At 38.8% G+C, this 17,542-nt stretch carries 9 protein-coding genes; all 9 read left to right on the plus strand.

Annotation, left to right across the window (positions count from 1 at the left end; genetic code table 11):
- Nucleotides 1-7 precede the first annotated feature (7 nt).
- The 9 genes from BUA60_RS23165 (at nucleotide 8) to BUA60_RS00140 (ending at nucleotide 17,538) form a co-directional block, all read left to right on the plus strand.
- A complete protein-coding gene (locus BUA60_RS23165) occupies nucleotides 8-769 on the plus strand; it encodes a glucosidase family protein (protein WP_218587873.1) in 762 nt (253 codons plus the stop codon).
- 7 nt (nucleotides 770-776) lie between these two features.
- Nucleotides 777-1,304, plus strand: coding sequence for a glucosidase family protein (locus BUA60_RS23170; RefSeq protein ID WP_218587874.1), 528 nt, complete (start codon nucleotides 777-779; stop codon nucleotides 1,302-1,304).
- Between the two features lie 79 nt (nucleotides 1,305-1,383).
- Nucleotides 1,384-2,121, plus strand: a complete 738-nt coding sequence (locus BUA60_RS00110; protein ID WP_072859743.1) for a GntR family transcriptional regulator — start codon at nucleotides 1,384-1,386, stop codon at nucleotides 2,119-2,121.
- A 67-nt stretch (nucleotides 2,122-2,188) separates the two neighbouring features.
- Nucleotides 2,189-4,567: a GH92 family glycosyl hydrolase gene (locus BUA60_RS00115; protein WP_072860774.1), complete on the plus strand. Its 2,379-nt coding sequence runs from the start codon at nucleotides 2,189-2,191 to the stop codon at nucleotides 4,565-4,567.
- Nucleotides 4,568-4,603: 36 nt separating this feature from the next.
- A complete protein-coding gene (locus tag BUA60_RS00120; RefSeq protein ID WP_072859744.1) occupies nucleotides 4,604-5,527 on the plus strand; it encodes an ROK family protein in 924 nt (307 codons plus the stop codon).
- A 62-nt stretch (nucleotides 5,528-5,589) separates the two neighbouring features.
- Nucleotides 5,590-8,727 carry a GH92 family glycosyl hydrolase gene (locus BUA60_RS00125; RefSeq protein WP_178346945.1) on the plus strand — a complete coding sequence of 1,046 codons (3,138 nt, stop codon included), beginning with the start codon at nucleotides 5,590-5,592 and terminating at the stop codon, nucleotides 8,725-8,727.
- A 211-nt stretch (nucleotides 8,728-8,938) separates the two neighbouring features.
- Nucleotides 8,939-10,312 carry a sugar porter family MFS transporter gene (locus BUA60_RS00130; RefSeq protein ID WP_072859746.1) on the plus strand — a complete coding sequence of 458 codons (1,374 nt, stop codon included), beginning with the start codon at nucleotides 8,939-8,941 and terminating at the stop codon, nucleotides 10,310-10,312.
- A gap of 98 nt (nucleotides 10,313-10,410) precedes the next feature.
- Nucleotides 10,411-13,176: a GH92 family glycosyl hydrolase gene (locus tag BUA60_RS00135; protein ID WP_084532434.1), complete on the plus strand. Its 2,766-nt coding sequence runs from the start codon at nucleotides 10,411-10,413 to the stop codon at nucleotides 13,174-13,176.
- Between the two features lie 1,188 nt (nucleotides 13,177-14,364).
- Nucleotides 14,365-17,538, plus strand: a complete 3,174-nt coding sequence (locus tag BUA60_RS00140; protein WP_084532435.1) for a SusC/RagA family TonB-linked outer membrane protein — start codon at nucleotides 14,365-14,367, stop codon at nucleotides 17,536-17,538.
- The last annotated feature ends 4 nt before the right edge of the window (nucleotides 17,539-17,542 follow it).

The following is a 17,542-nucleotide window of genomic DNA, read 5'->3' on the forward strand; positions in this document are numbered from 1 at the left end:
ACCGAAGATGAAAAGAACAATTGCATTTGCTTTGAGCCTAATCTTATTAGGATGTAAGATCCAAAACGACAATAAAGAGCTAGGCCAAAAAATACTTTCCAATGCACAATTCGCTGAAGTAAAAAAAAGAGCTTTATCGGTTGTAAAAACCGGCTTTAATGCAGGTGATGGATATGGAGAGGTGTGGATACGTGACTACAATACATTCATTGAACTTTCGGCAGAAGTTTTTGATTCAAACGAATTAGAAGAAAACCTATTGGTCTTTTTTAAATTACAAGGGCAAGACGGAAGCATTATCGATGGCTTTATCCCTAAAGAGAAAGCCGTTGAGGTAGAAGGGGGCTATGACTACATATATACTGACCTAGAACCTAATTATACCGGGCATAAAAACACCGTAGAAACGGATCATGAAAGCTCTTTGGTACAGGCCGTTTACAAATATGTAAAAAAAACAGGAAACAAAGATTTTCTAAACAAAAAAATTGGAGATAAGACAGTGGCCGACCGTATAGAATTGTCCATGCAATTTCTAATGAACAAGCGCTGGGCAGATAAATACGGGTTGATCTATGGTGCTACTACGGCGGATTGGGGCGATGTTCAACACGCACATCCCTGGGGAGTTTATATTACTGAAGAAACCAAATTTTGTATAGATATCTACGATAATGCCATGATGTTGGTTGCTTTGGACAACATGCATGATGGAACTCATCCCCAAAACAAAAAAAAAGTGGACACAGATACGGAACGATTTGGCTAGGAATAGCATGAATTTCTTATGGGACGAGAAAAATCAAAAATTTATTCCCCATATTTATCTCGATGGTTCCCCCTACCCAGACGATTTTGATGAAAATAAAATATATTACCACGGAGGAACCGCAATTGCCATCGAAGCTGGTCTATTGAACAATAAGCAAGTCAAAACGTCACTAAATAAAATGATCGCCAACGTTGAAGCCTCCGGTGCAGGTTCTATAGGCCTTACCTTATATCCTCCTTATCCGAAGTGGGCCTTTGAAAACAAAGGCATGTATCCATACGGTTATCAAAACGGAGGTGACTGGACCTGGTTTGGGGCACGTATGATACAGCAGTTGGTAAAGCTCGGATTTGTAAAAGAGGCCTATGACCAACTTTTGCCCATGACCGACAGGGTGATAAAGAACAATGGGTTTTATGAGTGGTATACCGTAGATAATAAACCCGAGGGTTCAGGAACATTTCGAGGGTCTGCAGGGGTATTGTACAAGTCAATTGAGTTATTGGAAGAATGGGCAGAAAAGCAGAAGTAACACGGGGTTTATAATTATCTTTGGTTTAAAATATTATATATTAGGGAATTAATTAGCCTAAAAGAAAACTGAGATACATATGGATTTTAAATTGGATCAAAATAGCGCTGTGCCACTTCATGCCCAGATAGAGGAGTATCTCAGAGGGCTTATTGCTATGAAAGAATATAAAATAGGGGAAAAGTTTTTACCAAAGGAGGTGACTTTGTCCAAAAAATTGGGGGTTTCCAGAAATACAATCCGCCAAGCCATAAACAAATTGGTTCACGAAGGCCTGATAGAACGCAAAAAGGGAGTGGGCACAAAGGTAGTGACAAAAAAGATCTCGACCAGATTGGACAATTGGATCAGCTTCACCAAGGAAATGAGAAATCAGGGCATCGAAGTAGTCAACTATTTAGTGAAAATTGGACTGGTAATGGCAGAAGATGAAGTATATGAAGCCTTGGGAGTAGCGAAAACAAAAAAAATATGGAAACTAGAAAAAATACGGGGTTCCAAAAAAGCTAAATATTTATATTCCGTGTCTTATTTTCACCCAAGAGTTGGAATTACAGGTGATGAGAACTTTGTGACCCCATTGTACGAACTTTTGGCCAAGGAGCATGATACAATAGTTTCAACCTCCAAAGAAAAGCTTAGGGCAATAAAAGCAGATAATAAAATTGTTGAAATGTTGGAGGTTGGTAAAGATATAGCAATTCTAAAACGGGAAAGATTGGTTTTGGATATTGGAGATAGGCCAGTGGAATACAACATTGTTTATTATCATACCGATTATTTTTCCTATGATATTGATATAAAAAGAGATATTTAATTAAGGCTCTATACATAGTCTGGAATCTTTTTAGTTTCACTATATGTTTAAACATTTTTACATTCTTATGAATTATACTTATTTACGATTAGTATTCCCGTTGATATTTACAATATATCTTTCATGTGGGACCAAAGAATATCGTCAAATCAATGACGATTCAATAGAAAACTACTCAAAATATGTTGATCCTAATATAGGTACAGCCCATAGTAGATGGTTTTTTTATACCCCGGCAGCGTTACCTTTTGGGATGGCGAAATTGGCGCCTTCAACAAATGGTTCTTACGGGAATAAAAGTGGGTGGGAGGCCGTAGGGTACGATTCACGGCATAGCAGTATTGAAGGTTTTGCCAGTTTGCATGAATTTCAAATTGGTGGATTTCTATTTACCGGCATAACCGGTAACCTCAAAACGGTCCCCGGCACTTTAGAACGTCCTGATGAAGGATACAGGTCTAGATTTAGCAAGGCCGACGAAGTTGCAGAACCTGGGTACTATAAAGTCTTGCTCAAGGATTACAATATAACTGTGGAACTGACCGCCACTGAAAGAACAGGTTGGCAAAGGTATACCTTTCCCAAGTCTGATAGCTCTTACCTAATTTTCGATATTGGGAACCAATTGGGAGAGAGTGGCAAAGTCAAAGATGCTCAAGTTACCTACAATAACAATGGCAGTGTACAAGGGTATGTGGTAACCTATCCAGAATATGTAAAAAAGTATCAACCTGAAGGAGACATAAAATTGTATTTCTATTCTGAGATCAATAAAAAACCATCAATTCATGGTGTTTTTCAAGGAGAAAAAACAAGGGAAAATGAGGATAAAATAAGTGGCGTAGGTGCGGGAATGTATTTTAAATTTCAGACCGAGGACCAAGAAAAAATTGTTGTAAAATCTGGATTTTCATATACTTCTTTGGAAAACGCCAAATTAAATTTCAGGAGTGAAGTCAAAAATTTGAGGTTCGATGAAGTTGTGGAAAATGCAAGAGTGGCATGGGAAAATGAATTTCAAAAAATTAAGGTTACAGATTCGTCCATCTCGAATAAAACCAAATTTTATACGAGCTTATTTCACGCTCTACTTGGAAGAGGGCTTTCCAGTGATGTCAACGGACAGTTTCCCCAAAACGATGGGTCTGTTGGCCAGGTTCCGCTAAATCCTGACGGAAAACCAAAGTTTCAAGTTTATAACACGGATTCAGTATGGGGCACATTTTGGAATTTAAATCAATTATGGGCTTTGGTGTGGCCAACATATTACAATGATTTTCTTCAATCTCAACTTGTGGTTTATAAGAATTCCAATTGGTTGGCTGATGGGACCGCTAACGGACGTTATGTCTCTGGAGTAGGAACAAATTTCGTTGGACTGATGATAGCTTCGGGCTTTCAAACAGGGGTACTTAAAGATAATTTGATCTTGGCTTATGAGGCTGCTCTTAAAAACGAAATTGGATATATTGATCGAAAAGAAGGGGCAGGCAAAATAGATTTGAAGGGGTTTGTTGAAAATGGGTACGTGTCCTATATCCCTGTAGAAGAATCCAATTGGAGGGACAGCCCAGAAGGTTCGCCTTTTTCTGTTTCACATTCCTTGGAATATGCCTATAGTAGCTATGCCGTTGCACAAATGGCCTATAAATTGGGCAAATTGGAAGATTATAAACTATTAATGAAGTTGTCTAACAATTGGAGGGGATTTTACGAGGAAAGTACCGGTTTTTTTAGACCTAGGCTCAAAGATGGAAAATTTTTAAAGGACTTTAATCCTTTGGCTCCCTGGAGAGGTTTTCAGGAAGGTAATGCATGGCAATATACCTACTACGTCCCGCATAATCCAAAGGATTTAATTAAGGTGATAGGGAAGGATAAATTTAATACAAGGTTGGACTCGATTTTTGCTGTTTCTGAAAAGACCGAATTTGGTGGTGTAGGGATTGATGCCTTTGCTGGGATTGAAACCTTATATAATCACGGAAATCAACCAAGTTTACACATGTCTTGGTTATTCAATTTTTCAGAAAAGCCATGGCTAACCCAAAAATGGACTCGGTTAATTGGAAACAAGTTTTATGGAACTGAAGAAATTCATGGCTATGGATACGGGCAGGATGAAGACCAAGGACAATTGGGGGGGTGGTATGTAATGTCCTCGCTAGGAATATTCGACGTAAAAGGACTTACAGGGCAAACACCTACTTTTCAATTTGGAAGTCCAATTTTTGACAAGGTCGAAATAAAGGTAAATAACCAAAGTCAAAAACCTTTAATAATTCAAACCATCAATAACGGATTATCCAATTTTTATGTTGAAAAAATTAAAAGGAATGGCACCCCATATTATAGGCTAAGTATTCCATATAAAGATTTGGTCCAAGGGGATACACTTAATTTCTATATGTCCAACATCCCCAACAAAAATTTAATGAAACTATGATTGCCAATCTAATGAAGTGTTCCAAAATAATATAATATGAAATATCAAATAGCCATAGGTGTGGATGTAGGCGGCAGCCATATTACCAGTGCTGCCGTAGACTTGGACGAACAAAAAATCATACCTGGTAGTATTTTTACCAATAAAGTAGACAATAAGGCATCGCAGGAATCCATTTTTAAGGCATGGAGCAATGTCATTAACCAAACCACCAAGCATACAGCTAACCCCGACCAAACCAGAATTGGTTTTGCCATGCCCGGTCCTTTCAATTATAAAAAAGGGGTGGGTATGTTTATAGGAAACAACCAAAAATTTGAAAGTTTATACGGGCTTTCCATTTCAGAGGAACTATCCAAATACCTTAATTCGGACAAAGTAGATTTTAGATTCTTGAACGACGCTACAGCCTTTGGGGTAGGCGTTGCCTCAATGGGCAAAGCCAAAAACTATAGTAAGGTAGTCGCCATTACATTGGGCACAGGATTTGGTTCGGCATTTTTACAAGATGGTGTACCACAAGTTACAGCGGATAATGTTCCAAAAGGGGGATTTATCTGGGATAAACCTTACAAGGGAGGCTTGGGCGATGATTATTTTTCAACGCGCTGGTGTGTTAAAAGATATAAGGAGATTACAGGTAAGAAAACTAGTGGTGTAAAGGAAATAGCAGATGCAAACAATGATAGTTCGAAAATGGTTTTTGTTGAGTTCGGTACTAACATGGCAGAATTTATGTTGCCCTTTCTAATAAAGTACCAACCAGACCTTATTATTTTAGGAGGTAATGTTTCTAAGGCTAGTAAACTTTTTCTCCCAGCTTTGAAAAATAAGATTGAAGATGCTGGATTACATGTAGATTTTGAGATATCCGATGTTTTGGAAGAAGCGGCCATTATAGGGAGTGCCAAGCTGTTCGATTCCTATTTCTGGGAACAGGTTCGAAACACTATTTATTAGGAAGGTGATATAATACGATAATGAAAATACTTTGCAGATATTTTATGGTTGACATTTGTTTAATGCTAATTATATGTTCAAGCGTCAATGCGCAGGAAATTTCACAAAAAGTGATTTGGGGCATAGGGCAGGCAGATGACTCTTATACGGAATTTGCTTTGGCTCCCAATAGGTATAAGGAGTTTGCCTCGGAAGGTTTCGGCGGTGCCAATAGGTATTATGTTATTGGCAAATCAAATCCCGGGCAAGATTGGCCTTATGTTCTACCTGGACCTAAGGAAGGCTTAGCGGGTTATGGTTATTGGGCAGGTCGGGCACTTCATCAATTGCCTATCTTTTTTGAGCTGGAAAAAACTACTGATAAGGGTACCAGTGAACTTATTGTTAATTTCTTAGAGGTTAGTGCTAAAAATGCCCCTTTATTTAGGGTTTATATTAATGGTAAGGTTTATGAGCAACAACTTCGTCCCGGTAAATCCGGAGAACTCCCTGAAAAGTTAGATCCCAATATCCAAAACATAACATTTGTTTTTCCATCCAAGAACCTAAAAAAGGGGGTGAACGAGATTATTTTTCAAAATATGACGGGCGGATGGTGCGTGTTTGATGAGGTCAAGTTGGTTGGCCCTGATGAACTGGTAATGAGTAAAATTGGCAACACGGTTTTGAAGTCGGTTGCATTTGCCAATTTTGAAATGAGGGAAGGGAATAAAAATTTTCAACCACTTTTGGTGGATATACTGCAACAAGAAAACAATTCGGAGATCAAGGTCTTGGTTGATGACCAAGAGATAGTAAAAAATATCGAGGTTGGTCATAGCGTCCTCGAATTCAACATCCCTGCAGTGTCCTCAAAAACAATATCTGAAGTTAAAATATATATTGACGGAGATATAAAATTTAAGGAACATTTGGAAAGGGCACCTAAGGACCCAATTGTGCTTTCCCAATATGTTGATCAGTTTATGGGCACTAGCGGATCTCGTTGGATGATAACACCAGGTCCACGTAATCCCATGCCAATGGTTCAACTTGGTCCAAATAATCAAGGAACGGTATGGAAGGCTGGTTATGAATACCAAATAGAAAGCATAACAGGTTTCAACCACACTCAGGAATGGACTATGGCGGGCTTTTTAATGTTGCCGACTGTTGGTGCTTGGCAAACTAAGCCTGGCCCTGAGTACAGTCCAGATTTAGGATATAGATCACGAATTGACAAGACGACAGAGAAAGCCAAGATAGGGCAGTATAGTGTAGACTTAACAGATTATGGAGTACATGTAGATCTTACCGCTACTACCCGGGCTGCTTTTCAAAGATATGTATTCCCTATGTCAGACGTGTCCCGGGTTTTATTGGATGCATACCCAGATGCGGAATATGGTTATCAAAATTTGGAGACTGAAATAACTTGGATTGATGACAGGAGAATAGAAGGTTTTGTGCATCATATTTGTGATAAAACCGGTTATGTGATGACCCAAGATTATAAATTGTACTTCGCGTTGGAATTCAACAAGCCATTTGAAAGTATGGGTGGATGGACGGATAAGTCTAAGGCATTGGAAGAAATGAACCATGGTTTAACTTATGAATCAGTTCAGAATAATACCAAGAAGATTAAAGGCTCGGGCAGTGTTGGTGCATTTATCAATTTTAAAACAACTGCTAACGATACAATTTTGGTTAGAAGTTCAATTTCTTTGGTAAGTACTGAAAATGCTTGGTTGAATTTAGAAAAGGAAATCAGTGAACCATTTGGTTGGAATTTTGAAAAGGTAGTTGAGAATCAAAAGGATATTTGGGACCAATATCTGGGTAGGATAGAAATAGAAACCGATGATTATCTACAAAAGGTGAAATTCTACACCAACTTTTATAGAGCATTGTCTGGTAGAATGGCATGGGGGGATATTAACGGACAATGGATAGATATGAATGAAGAGGTTCAAGTCTTTGATGATCCGGATCAAAGATTATGTTCCGGGGAATTTTGGAATACATTTTGGAACGTGCAGCAGTTGAACCAGCTCATTGCCCCGGAGTTTTCTTCGATGCAGGTCAAAAGTCTGCTTGCCTTCTACGATAAAGGAGGTTGGCTGTCCAAAGGCATTTTTGCCGGGGAATATTCCAGCGTTATGGTCGCAGAGCATGGTATTCCGTGGATAGTAGGCGCATGGAATAGCGGAATCCGGGATTTTGATTTTGAAAAGGCCTATGTAGCTATGCGCCATGTGCAAACTACGTTGCCTCTTAATACCTACCCTGGTGGGGGTAGGGTAGGAAATGAAAGCCTTGAACCCTACATAAAATATGGTTATGTGCCCTTAAATACAAAGTTATATCAAAGCTATGTCTCCAATACCCTTGAATATGCCTTTGATGATTGGTGTTTGGCACAAGCTGCTAAAAAACTTAAAAAGGACAAGGATTATGAATTATTTATGAAACGTTCAGGAAACTGGCGAAATATTTTCGATTCCAAAACTGGCTTTATGCGGCCAAAAAACGCTGACGGAACATGGCATGAACCATTTGATCCCTATCATACTCCAGGTTTTGTTGAAGGTAATGCATGGCAATTTAGTTGGTTCGTTCCTCACAATTTGACCGGCTTGGTTGACGCTATTGGCAAGAAACGTTTTGTAGCCCGGTTGGACAGTGCAATGCACCAATCCCAAAAAGTGAATTTTAATGCCTTGGGAGATAATTTTTCAAAATATCCCATCAATCATGGTAATCAACCAAATATGCAATCTTGTTACCTCTTTAATTATGCGGGCGTTCCGTGGTTGACGCAAAAGTGGGCCAGGGAAATACAGGAAAAATATTACGGAATTGGCCCAAGGGACGCCTACCCAGGAGATGAGGATCAGGGCCAAATGAGTGCTTGGTACGTAATGAGTACACTAGGGTTATTTCAGATGGACGGGGGCGCGGCGGCCTATCCACAGTACGAATTAGGTAGTCCAAGATTTGAAAAGATTACCATTCACTTAAGTGATACATATTATGGCGGAAACACTTTTGTTATCAAAGCCAAAAATGCATCTAGAGATAATAAATATATTAACTCTGCCAAACTAAACGGGAAGAAATGGGATTCATGGAAAATTCCACAAAAGGAAATAATTAAGGGAGGAGAATTGATATTGGAAATGAAAAATGTTCCCAATAAAAACTTATTCAATAAGTAAACCTGGGTGAGTATATTCCAAATTGACAAAAGAAAGTTGTAGTTGACACTATCTTGGAGATGTTCTTTCTTATACCATTAATTAGAGGTTGAAATACTTTTGTTCGGCCCTCTGCAATTAGTTTAGAATGAATTGGCCAAAATTCTGAAGATTTCCAATTCGAGGTGAAAAATTGGGATATTGGTATAACATTATTAATAAAATTGAAAATATGAGTTCGAAAGAAGAAAGTACCATGAAGGCAAATATGAAATATGTCTATTTGGTGACCACGGTTGCGGCCTTGGGAGGGCTTTTATTCGGTTATGATACCGCTGTTATTGCTGGCGCAATAGGGTTCTTGCAATCCAAGTTTGAATTATCGTCTGCAATGACTGGGTGGGCGGCATCCAGTGCCATTTGGGGTTGTTTGTTTGGTGCTATGTTCGCCGGGTATGCCAGTGACAAATTGGGAAGAAAAAAGGTATTACTGGCAACCGCCATACTTTTTTCGCTCTCAGCTATAGGGTCCGCTCTCCCCAATAATCTAACGCAATTTGTTACGGCTAGGTTCATAGGGGGATTAGGCGTTGGGGCAGCCTCTATGCTCTCACCCTTGTATATTTCCGAGATTGCACCAGCGAAGCTGAGGGGAATGCTAGTCTCATTGTACCAATTGGCTATTGTACTGGGAATCAATTTTGTCTATTTCGTTAATCTCAAGATAGCCAATGTGGGAACCGAAGCCTGGAATATTGAAATGGGATGGCGGTATATGCTAGGTTCGGAGATTATACCCGCCCTTCTTTTCTTTATATTACTATTTTTAGTGCCTGAGAGCCCGCGCTGGCTTACACTAAATGGTAAAGAAGATGAAGCGGCCACTATTCTAGAAAAAGTAAATGGGAAAGAAGAAGGGAGACAAATTTTAAACGAAATCAAAGAAACGATCAGGGCCGAAAAGGGAACGCTGAAAGAGTTGTTCGCTACAAAATTCAGAAGGGCATTGATAATAGGTTTGGTCTTAGCTTTGTTCTCACAGATTACGGGCATAAATGCCATAATATATTATGCGCCTGAAATATTTAGGGACATTGGATTCGGTACTGATTCTGCACTACAACAAACAGTAATTATTGGTTTTGTTAATACCATTTTCACCTTTGTGGCTATATATTTTATCGACAGAATGGGAAGAAGGACCTTATTGCTATTGGGGCTATCGGGCATGATCATATGCCTTTTGGGAACGGGACTGGTGTTCTATTTTGGCCACAGTTCCAGTCTGTGGACGCTAATATTCATTTTGGGTTTTATTGCAAGTTTTGCTTCCTCACTGGGGCCGATACCATGGGTGATTATGTCAGAAATATTCCCTACGAAAATAAGGGGATTGGCAATGTCCTTCGCGACGATGACACTTTGGCTCGGTGTTGTGGCCATTACTCAGTTCACGCCGATAATGCTCGAAAATCTGGGTGGGGCATATACCTTTTGGACCTTTATGGCCAATGCCGTTTTTCTATTGATTTTCGTCTACAAAAGGGTTCCGGAAACAAAAGGAAGGACATTGGAGGAAATTGAAAAAAGTTGGAAGGACAAATAGGTAACGGACCTTTGAAAGTAAAACAAAAGCGCAAAACAACTTAGGATAAATAATCGCCAAACTAGGCTTGAATTAATCAATCATATAAAATTAATATTATGTCTTTTCTATTTCAACAAAAAACTGTGATAATCACCTTGCTATTTGGGATTATAATGACCAAAGCCCAAGCGGGTCCGGAAAATATTGCAGGCACAGCTACAGTCAAGGCAAGTGCAAGCCTCAATTCCGATTTCGATATTGCCCATGTCATTGATGGCATGGCACGCTATACAAATATTGGTGAGTGGGCTTCTGACAGTAAGATGAATTTTTGGGGAGGAGTTAACTATCCATGGATGCAACTGGATTGGGACAGGACACAAACCATAAATAAGATTGTTTTGTTCGATAGGGCTACATTGCAGGCACATACGGCGGGAGGAACCTTGTATTTTAGTGATGGTACAGAAATAAGTGTTACCGCTATACCTAATGATGGTAGTCCTAAAACGGTGTTTTTTCCAGAAAAAAAAGTAGAATGGGTAAAGTTTATGGTTACAGATGGGGATGGTGACCATCTAGGCTTATCAGAAATAGAAGTATTTCCTGCACCAACGGATTACGACGATTATGTGTCTTGGGTAGATCCTTATATAGAGACTACGAGGGGAAGGTATTTTTATTTTGTCACAGGAAGCCGTCCTTTTGGTATGATAAGTGCCGCCCCGATGACTCGCAATAAAAACCAAATGGGCGGGGGCTATAACTACAATAGCACTGAAATTTTAGGATTCCCCCAAGTACATGGTTGGATGCTTTCTGGTTTGGACCTTATGCCTACAACAGGTCAGGTCAATCCTTCATTGGGAGAACAGAGGTGGAAATCGAATTTTTCACATGAAGATGAAGTTGTACAACCTGGATATCAAAAGGTGTTCCTTGAAAAATATGGCATTTGGGTAGAGCAGACCACTACGGATCGTGTCAGTTTTTATCGATTTAAATATACGAAAGATGCTATATCAAAGGTCTTAATGAATCTTGGGGGGTACATTGGAACTAGCACTATGACCGATGCCCAAGTGACTAAAATAGGAGATAATGAAATTCATGGCTCAGTTAATACGATGGGTAGGTTATGGGGAGGTCCGGATAACGTAACCTTGTTTTTTGTAATTCAATTTGATAAGCCGTTTGAAAAACTAAACGGTTGGGTAGACCAAGATAATTACGAAGATATAACATACCTAAAGGGAAGCTCGGAAAAGACTCCGAGAAGACTGGAAGGGTGGTCCTATTATGATGCACCTACTTCTGGCGTAAGTGCTATTTATAATGTAAAGGAAGGTAGCGAACTACAAATGAAAATGTCTATTTCCTACACCAGTATTGCCAATGCCAAGAATAATTTAACAGAGGAATGTAACCATTGGAATTTTGACCAAGTACGAAAAGATGCAAAAGATGAATGGAACGATTGGTTGGGGAAAATTGAGGTTAGAGGAGGCACTGAGGCTCAAAAGATTAAATTTTATACCGATTTATGGCACACGTTACTAGGGCGTCATAAAATAGATGATTTTAGCGGTGATTATCCTGATTATACTGAAGGTGAAAGAAAAGGGTCCCATACTCTCAATGCCAAATTAAAGGTTAGAACCTTACCTAAAAAGGCTAACGGAGAGGCTAAATTCCATATGTACAATTCGGATGCTTTTTGGCTGACCCAATGGAACTTGAATATTCTTTGGGGGCTGGCATGGCCTGGAGTTTTGGATGACTTTTCGGCCTCGTTGGTACAATATGCTGACAATGGCGGACTTTTACCAAGAGGGCCCAATGTCGGTGGATACTCCTATATTATGACGGGTTGTCCGGCAACTCCATTAATAGTTTCGGCCTATACCAAGGGGATATTGACTAAAGTAAATCATGAACATGCCTATTCTGTGATGAAAAGAAACCATATGCCAGGCGGAATGTTGGAAGCTGACGAACATTATATTGAGAAAGGATATTTCGCAGGAAATGCGGGTAGGACACTGGAAGCGGCATTTCAAGATTGGTCATTGTCGCAAATGGCACATGGGTTGGGGAAGAAAAATGATGCTCTTTATTTTTTGCAACGATCCAAAGGGTGGAGAAGTTTATATAACCCGGAGCAAGGCCTTGTTTTTCCTAAAAAAGAAAACGGGAAATGGTCCCACGGCGATCCGCTTAGCGGTAAAGGGTGGGTCGAGGCAAACGCCTGGCAGGCTACGTGGTCAGTTTCACACGACATCCAAGGATTATCGGCTTTAATGGGGGGTAATGACAAGTTGTGTGAAAAGCTAAATTTTGCTTTTGAACAAGCGGAGCCAACAGACTTTGTCTTTGCCTATGGTAATGGATACGTGAGCTATGCCAATCAACCTGGCTGCTCCAATGCTCATGTTTTTAATTATACAAGCAAGCCTTGGCTAAGCCAATATTGGGTACGTAAGGTAAATGAAAATGCTTATGGAGCGATAACTCCCGACAAGGGTTATGGTGGTCACGATGAAGATCAAGGTCAAATGGGAGGGGTAAGTGCCTTGATGTCTATGGGGATTTTCAGTTTAAAGGGTACGGCTGCCATAGATCCTGTGTACGACATCACGAGCCCTGTTTTTGATGAAGTAATTATTAAACTGGATCGGAAATATTACAATGGCAATGAATTTATTGTCAAGGCTTACAATAACTCAGAAAATAACATGTATATACAAAAGGCGGCATTGAATGGCAAATTGCATGATGAGTTTTGGTTTAGTCATAAGGATTTTATTAATGGTGGGATATTAGAATTGTGGTTAGGGCCTAATCCTAATAAAAATTGGGGAACAACGGAATTACCAAAATAATCACCAAAAATATTAACTATTGATAAATCAAAATATTTCATGTTAATAATATTTTAAAAACACGACAAACATCATATTTTTTTTATTATATTTGATTATGTATATACATATGCACATTATAATTACATGGTTACATATTACCTATGAAAATGGTTTCAAAAAAAAATGTAACACCTATAGTATGGTATAGACTAAATAACACTCTTTAACGTAATCGAATGGACACACTTTACTACAATCAAAAGTCACATTGTAGTATTAATCAATAAAACTTAACAAATAAACCTCAAACACATCAACCTTAAAATCCAATTATATGAAACATAAATTAAAATATTAAAAATGCCTTGTTAGCACTCTAGCTACCATGACTATACCTTTTTTTTATGGATTTAATGCTTTTATCTTTGACATGAATGACCATAGCAAACATTATACATTTTAAAGCACTTTGATACCAAAACTCATTACTTGCTTCCACATCAGAAATGCATTAACAATATAAGAATGTACACCTACTTATTCCGAATAAAATGGATAAATCAATTTTGGAAGGTACGTGAGCTACTTTGACGGATAAAATCTATAATTATAGGCGAAGTTGAAAAAAAGATTTGTTAGTCGGCACAAATAATATTTAGGAAAATGCAAAAATAAATTCACCCTATTGGCGCTCCTTTAGTTTAGAAAAAAAACAAATTTAATAATAAATTAACCGATAACCAATCAATATCATAAAATGACCTACTTGTTTTTGTTAATATTCATTCAATTGTGGAAAATAACACATAATATTCATGGTTACAGATAATATAAATTTGTAATGACCAGCTTAAAAAGAAGCGGATGATATTTCTTTTCCAAATAAAACAACTAGTACAGATTCTATATAATCTTTATAAATAAACATTACAACCTAAATGATAAGAACAATTTTTCGATTTCATTTTTACAACAATAGATTTATAACAATTGAAAAATATAACCACTCCTATTCTTCCTTATGTTTAAAGCAAATTTTACACTATAGAGTTCAATAGGTTATATATTCATAAGTAATCAATATTAACTAAAATCAAAAATTATGAAAACCTAAAACTATTTAAAACCTAGCTGACTTGATAGGTTCACTACATGGAAATAACACAACTAAACTATTGAAAAAGATGACTAATCAAACTAAAAATTATGAAATGTAAATTATTGCCGCAAAGATGGCGGGCTGCTAATTGTCCGTTTTACGCTTGTGTACTGTTACTGTTTCTAAGTTCGGCACTTCATGCGAATGACCCATTACTATCAAACACGATTGGAAATGACCTTGACGTGATAAAAATTTCAAATGCAATTTCCACAAGCTTACCACAATCTACGATTACAGGTACAGTGGTTGACGAAAATGGTATTGGTTTACCAGGTGCCTCGGTGGTGGAAAAAGGTACTACAAATGGTACACAAACCGATTTTGACGGGAATTTCACTATTAATGTGTCTCGAAACGCAACTCTGGCCATTTCCTATATCGGGTTTGTAAGCAAGGAAGTTGTTGTGGGCAGTTCTACAAAAATCAATATAGTACTTCAAGAAGATGCCGCCTCTTTAGATGAAGTGGTGGTTATTGGTTACGGTACTCAAACTAGAGCTGAAGTTACCAATGCAGTTTCCCAGTTGGCAGGTCCTGTTTTGAAGCAGACTCCTGCTATTTCCACATCCAATGCCCTTCAAGGCCAAGTCCCTGGACTTTTTGTTGTACAGGGTGGTTCTGCACCAGGCTTTGACGATTCGCAATTAAGAGTGCGCGGTTCTAGTACTTTTAACGGGAACGTTCCGGTATTAATTGTTATAGACGGAGTTGCCAATAGAGATCCCGATGGACTAAACCGAATAGATGGCGGAGATATTGAAAGTATATCGGTTTTAAAAGACGCCTCCGCGGCAATTTACGGTGCCCAAGCCGCGGGTGGTGTTATTTTAGTGACCACAAAACGGGGTAAAACAGGAAAGGCAAAGTTCCAATATACTACTGACCAAGGTTTTTCTAGGCCAATAGGCAAGCTTGGTGTGGCCAATGCCCTTCAATTTATGAGGATCAACAATACTGCTGATGAGTTGGACGGTAGACCACTTGGGTTTCCCCAAGAATTGATTGATAACTTCCAAAACGGAACCAGAGAGTCAACGGACTGGTGGGATGATATAATAGGAGGAAGATCTCTTTCACAGAGCAGACATTCGCTCAATGTTAGTGGTGGATCGGAAAGAGTTAGGTATTTTACTTCTTTTGGACATGCTAGACAAGGAGCGTTGGCTGTTAATGATGACAAAACGCAATTGCGCCAATACAACCTAAGAACTAACTTGGATATTGATGTTACTGATAATTTCAAGGTACAATTTGACGTTAGCGGAAGGCGAAAATATACCCAAAGACCTCAAGGGGACACCGGAGGTGTAGGAAATCAACTTGCCGTTACCAGCCCTTTGCTACCAGCTTTCATTAATGGGGATTCCAATTTTCCAGCATCAGGTTATTCAGAATTCAATCCAGCCGCTAGGGTTACTAGTCCAGGATATGGTAAGTTTAACAATGACGTATTTAATGCAAACCTTAATTGGGACTTAAAAATGCCCTGGTTGACAGACGGAATTTCATTTAAAGGATTTGTTTCATATGATCATGCGTATTGGGTGGAAAAAGAGTTCAATTTTACTTGGAACTGGTATGAACTGGATCAAAACGGGGAACCAGTCCAAAGAAATTCAAGAACCATTGAGCCCCCTGGTCTTACTCAAACCTTTAGACAATCCAACCAGACTACAGTAAACTTTAGATTGGAATATGAAAAAAGATTTGGTAAAGATCATGATCTAAAAGCTTTCGTAGCGTACGAACAAAATGAGGGTGCAGGTAACTTCTTCCAGGCCGGTAGACTTAACTTTGAATCTGCAGCAATTGACGAATTATTTGCTGGTAGTCTCAACCAAGACAACTGGAAAACCGACGGATCTGCCTCCGAGACCTCTAGGCAAAATTATTTTGGGAGGTTATCCTATTCCGCCTTTTCCAAATATCTCTTTCAGTTCAACTTTAGATATGACGGCTCAAGTATCTTTCCAAAAGGAAATAGATTTGGATTTTTCCCTGGAGCATCTGCAGGATGGCGTCTTTCTGAAGAATCCTTTACCCCTGAGGTGTTTAGTGATTTAAAACTAAGGGCCTCTTGGGGTATATTAGGTAATGACAGGGTAAGTCCATTTCAATATTTACAGGCCTTTAGTTTTCCATCGGGACTCTCCGGAAATTCAGGAGGATATGTTATTGGCGGTGAAGATGTACAGACCTTGGTTCCGGGTGTTTCACCAAATGCCAATATTACTTGGGAAAAGACTGAAAGCATTGATATTGGTCTAGAAGGCTCTTTATTTGATGGAAAATTGGGATTTGCCTTTGATTATTTTAAACAAAATACAACAGATATTTTGGCGGCTAGAAACTCCTCAATTCCAAATGTGTTCGGTATTTTACCCCCCAGCGAGAACATTGGTGAATTTTTCAATGAGGGTGTAGATGCCCAAGTGACCTATAACTACGATAATAGAAATGGTTTTAACTTTGGCATCACTGGTAATTTAACCTATGCCAGAAACAGGATAGAATTTTTTGACGAGGTGCCCCCTGCCGAGGGTTCGGAATTCCAAAAACTTGAAGGTAAGCCACTGAACTCCCAATTAGTCTATAAATACATTGGAATTTATAGAAGTCAAGAGGATCTGGACAACAATATAAATTATCCAGGTGCAGGTTTAGGAAACCTAATTTTTGCCGATTTAAATGGAGATGGCACCATAAATGGAGACGACAGGTATAGATATGACGCCAAAGCTTTTCCAGAATTACAGTACGGACTCAACTTAGTGGCGAATTATAAAAACTTTGATATGAGTATGTTGCTTCAAGGTCAAGGTAGGGTAAAAAAGACCGTAAACAATGAATTTAATGCTTCCGGAGGCGGTAATAATTTAGCCTATTTTGTTGATAGAACGTACAGCTTGAGCAATACTGATGCCGAATTCCCAAGAATAAGAAGAACCGGATTAGATGGTGGAGTCAGTAGTGATTTTTGGTATCGTAATGCCGACTTTTTAAGGTTAAAGCAGATGTCAATTGGCTATAGTCTTCCCGATAAAACTTTGGAGAAACTAAAGAGTTTAGAAAGTTTCAGACTTTATGTTAGCGCAACAAATATTTTGACAATTTTTGATGCACTAGGCGAATATGAACGCGGCGACCCAGAGTTTACGAACAATTTTAATTTTCCGCAGTTGAGTACCATCAATTTAGGACTAAATGTAGGTTTTTAAAAAC

It is taken from the genome of Arenibacter palladensis (genome assembly GCF_900129275.1).
GTDB classification, from domain to species: Bacteria; Bacteroidota; Bacteroidia; order Flavobacteriales; family Flavobacteriaceae; genus Arenibacter; species Arenibacter palladensis.

Excerpts from the sequence above, each read along its gene's own strand:
- BUA60_RS00130 (WP_072859746.1), top strand. The coding sequence starts at position 8,939 with ATGAGTTCGAAAGAAGAAAGTACCATGAAGGCAAATATGAAATATGTC.
- BUA60_RS23170 (WP_218587874.1), top strand. The coding sequence starts at position 777 with ATGAATTTCTTATGGGACGAGAAAAATCAAAAATTTATTCCCCATATT.
- BUA60_RS00125 (WP_178346945.1), top strand. The coding sequence starts at position 5,590 with ATGCTAATTATATGTTCAAGCGTCAATGCGCAGGAAATTTCACAAAAA.
- BUA60_RS00135 (WP_084532434.1), top strand. The coding sequence starts at position 10,411 with ATGTCTTTTCTATTTCAACAAAAAACTGTGATAATCACCTTGCTATTT.
- BUA60_RS00140 (WP_084532435.1), top strand. The coding sequence starts at position 14,365 with ATGAAATGTAAATTATTGCCGCAAAGATGGCGGGCTGCTAATTGTCCG.
- BUA60_RS23165 (WP_218587873.1), top strand. The coding sequence starts at position 8 with ATGAAAAGAACAATTGCATTTGCTTTGAGCCTAATCTTATTAGGATGT.
- BUA60_RS00115 (WP_072860774.1), top strand. The coding sequence starts at position 2,189 with ATGAATTATACTTATTTACGATTAGTATTCCCGTTGATATTTACAATA.
- BUA60_RS00120 (WP_072859744.1), top strand. The coding sequence starts at position 4,604 with ATGAAATATCAAATAGCCATAGGTGTGGATGTAGGCGGCAGCCATATT.
- BUA60_RS00110 (WP_072859743.1), top strand. The coding sequence starts at position 1,384 with ATGGATTTTAAATTGGATCAAAATAGCGCTGTGCCACTTCATGCCCAG.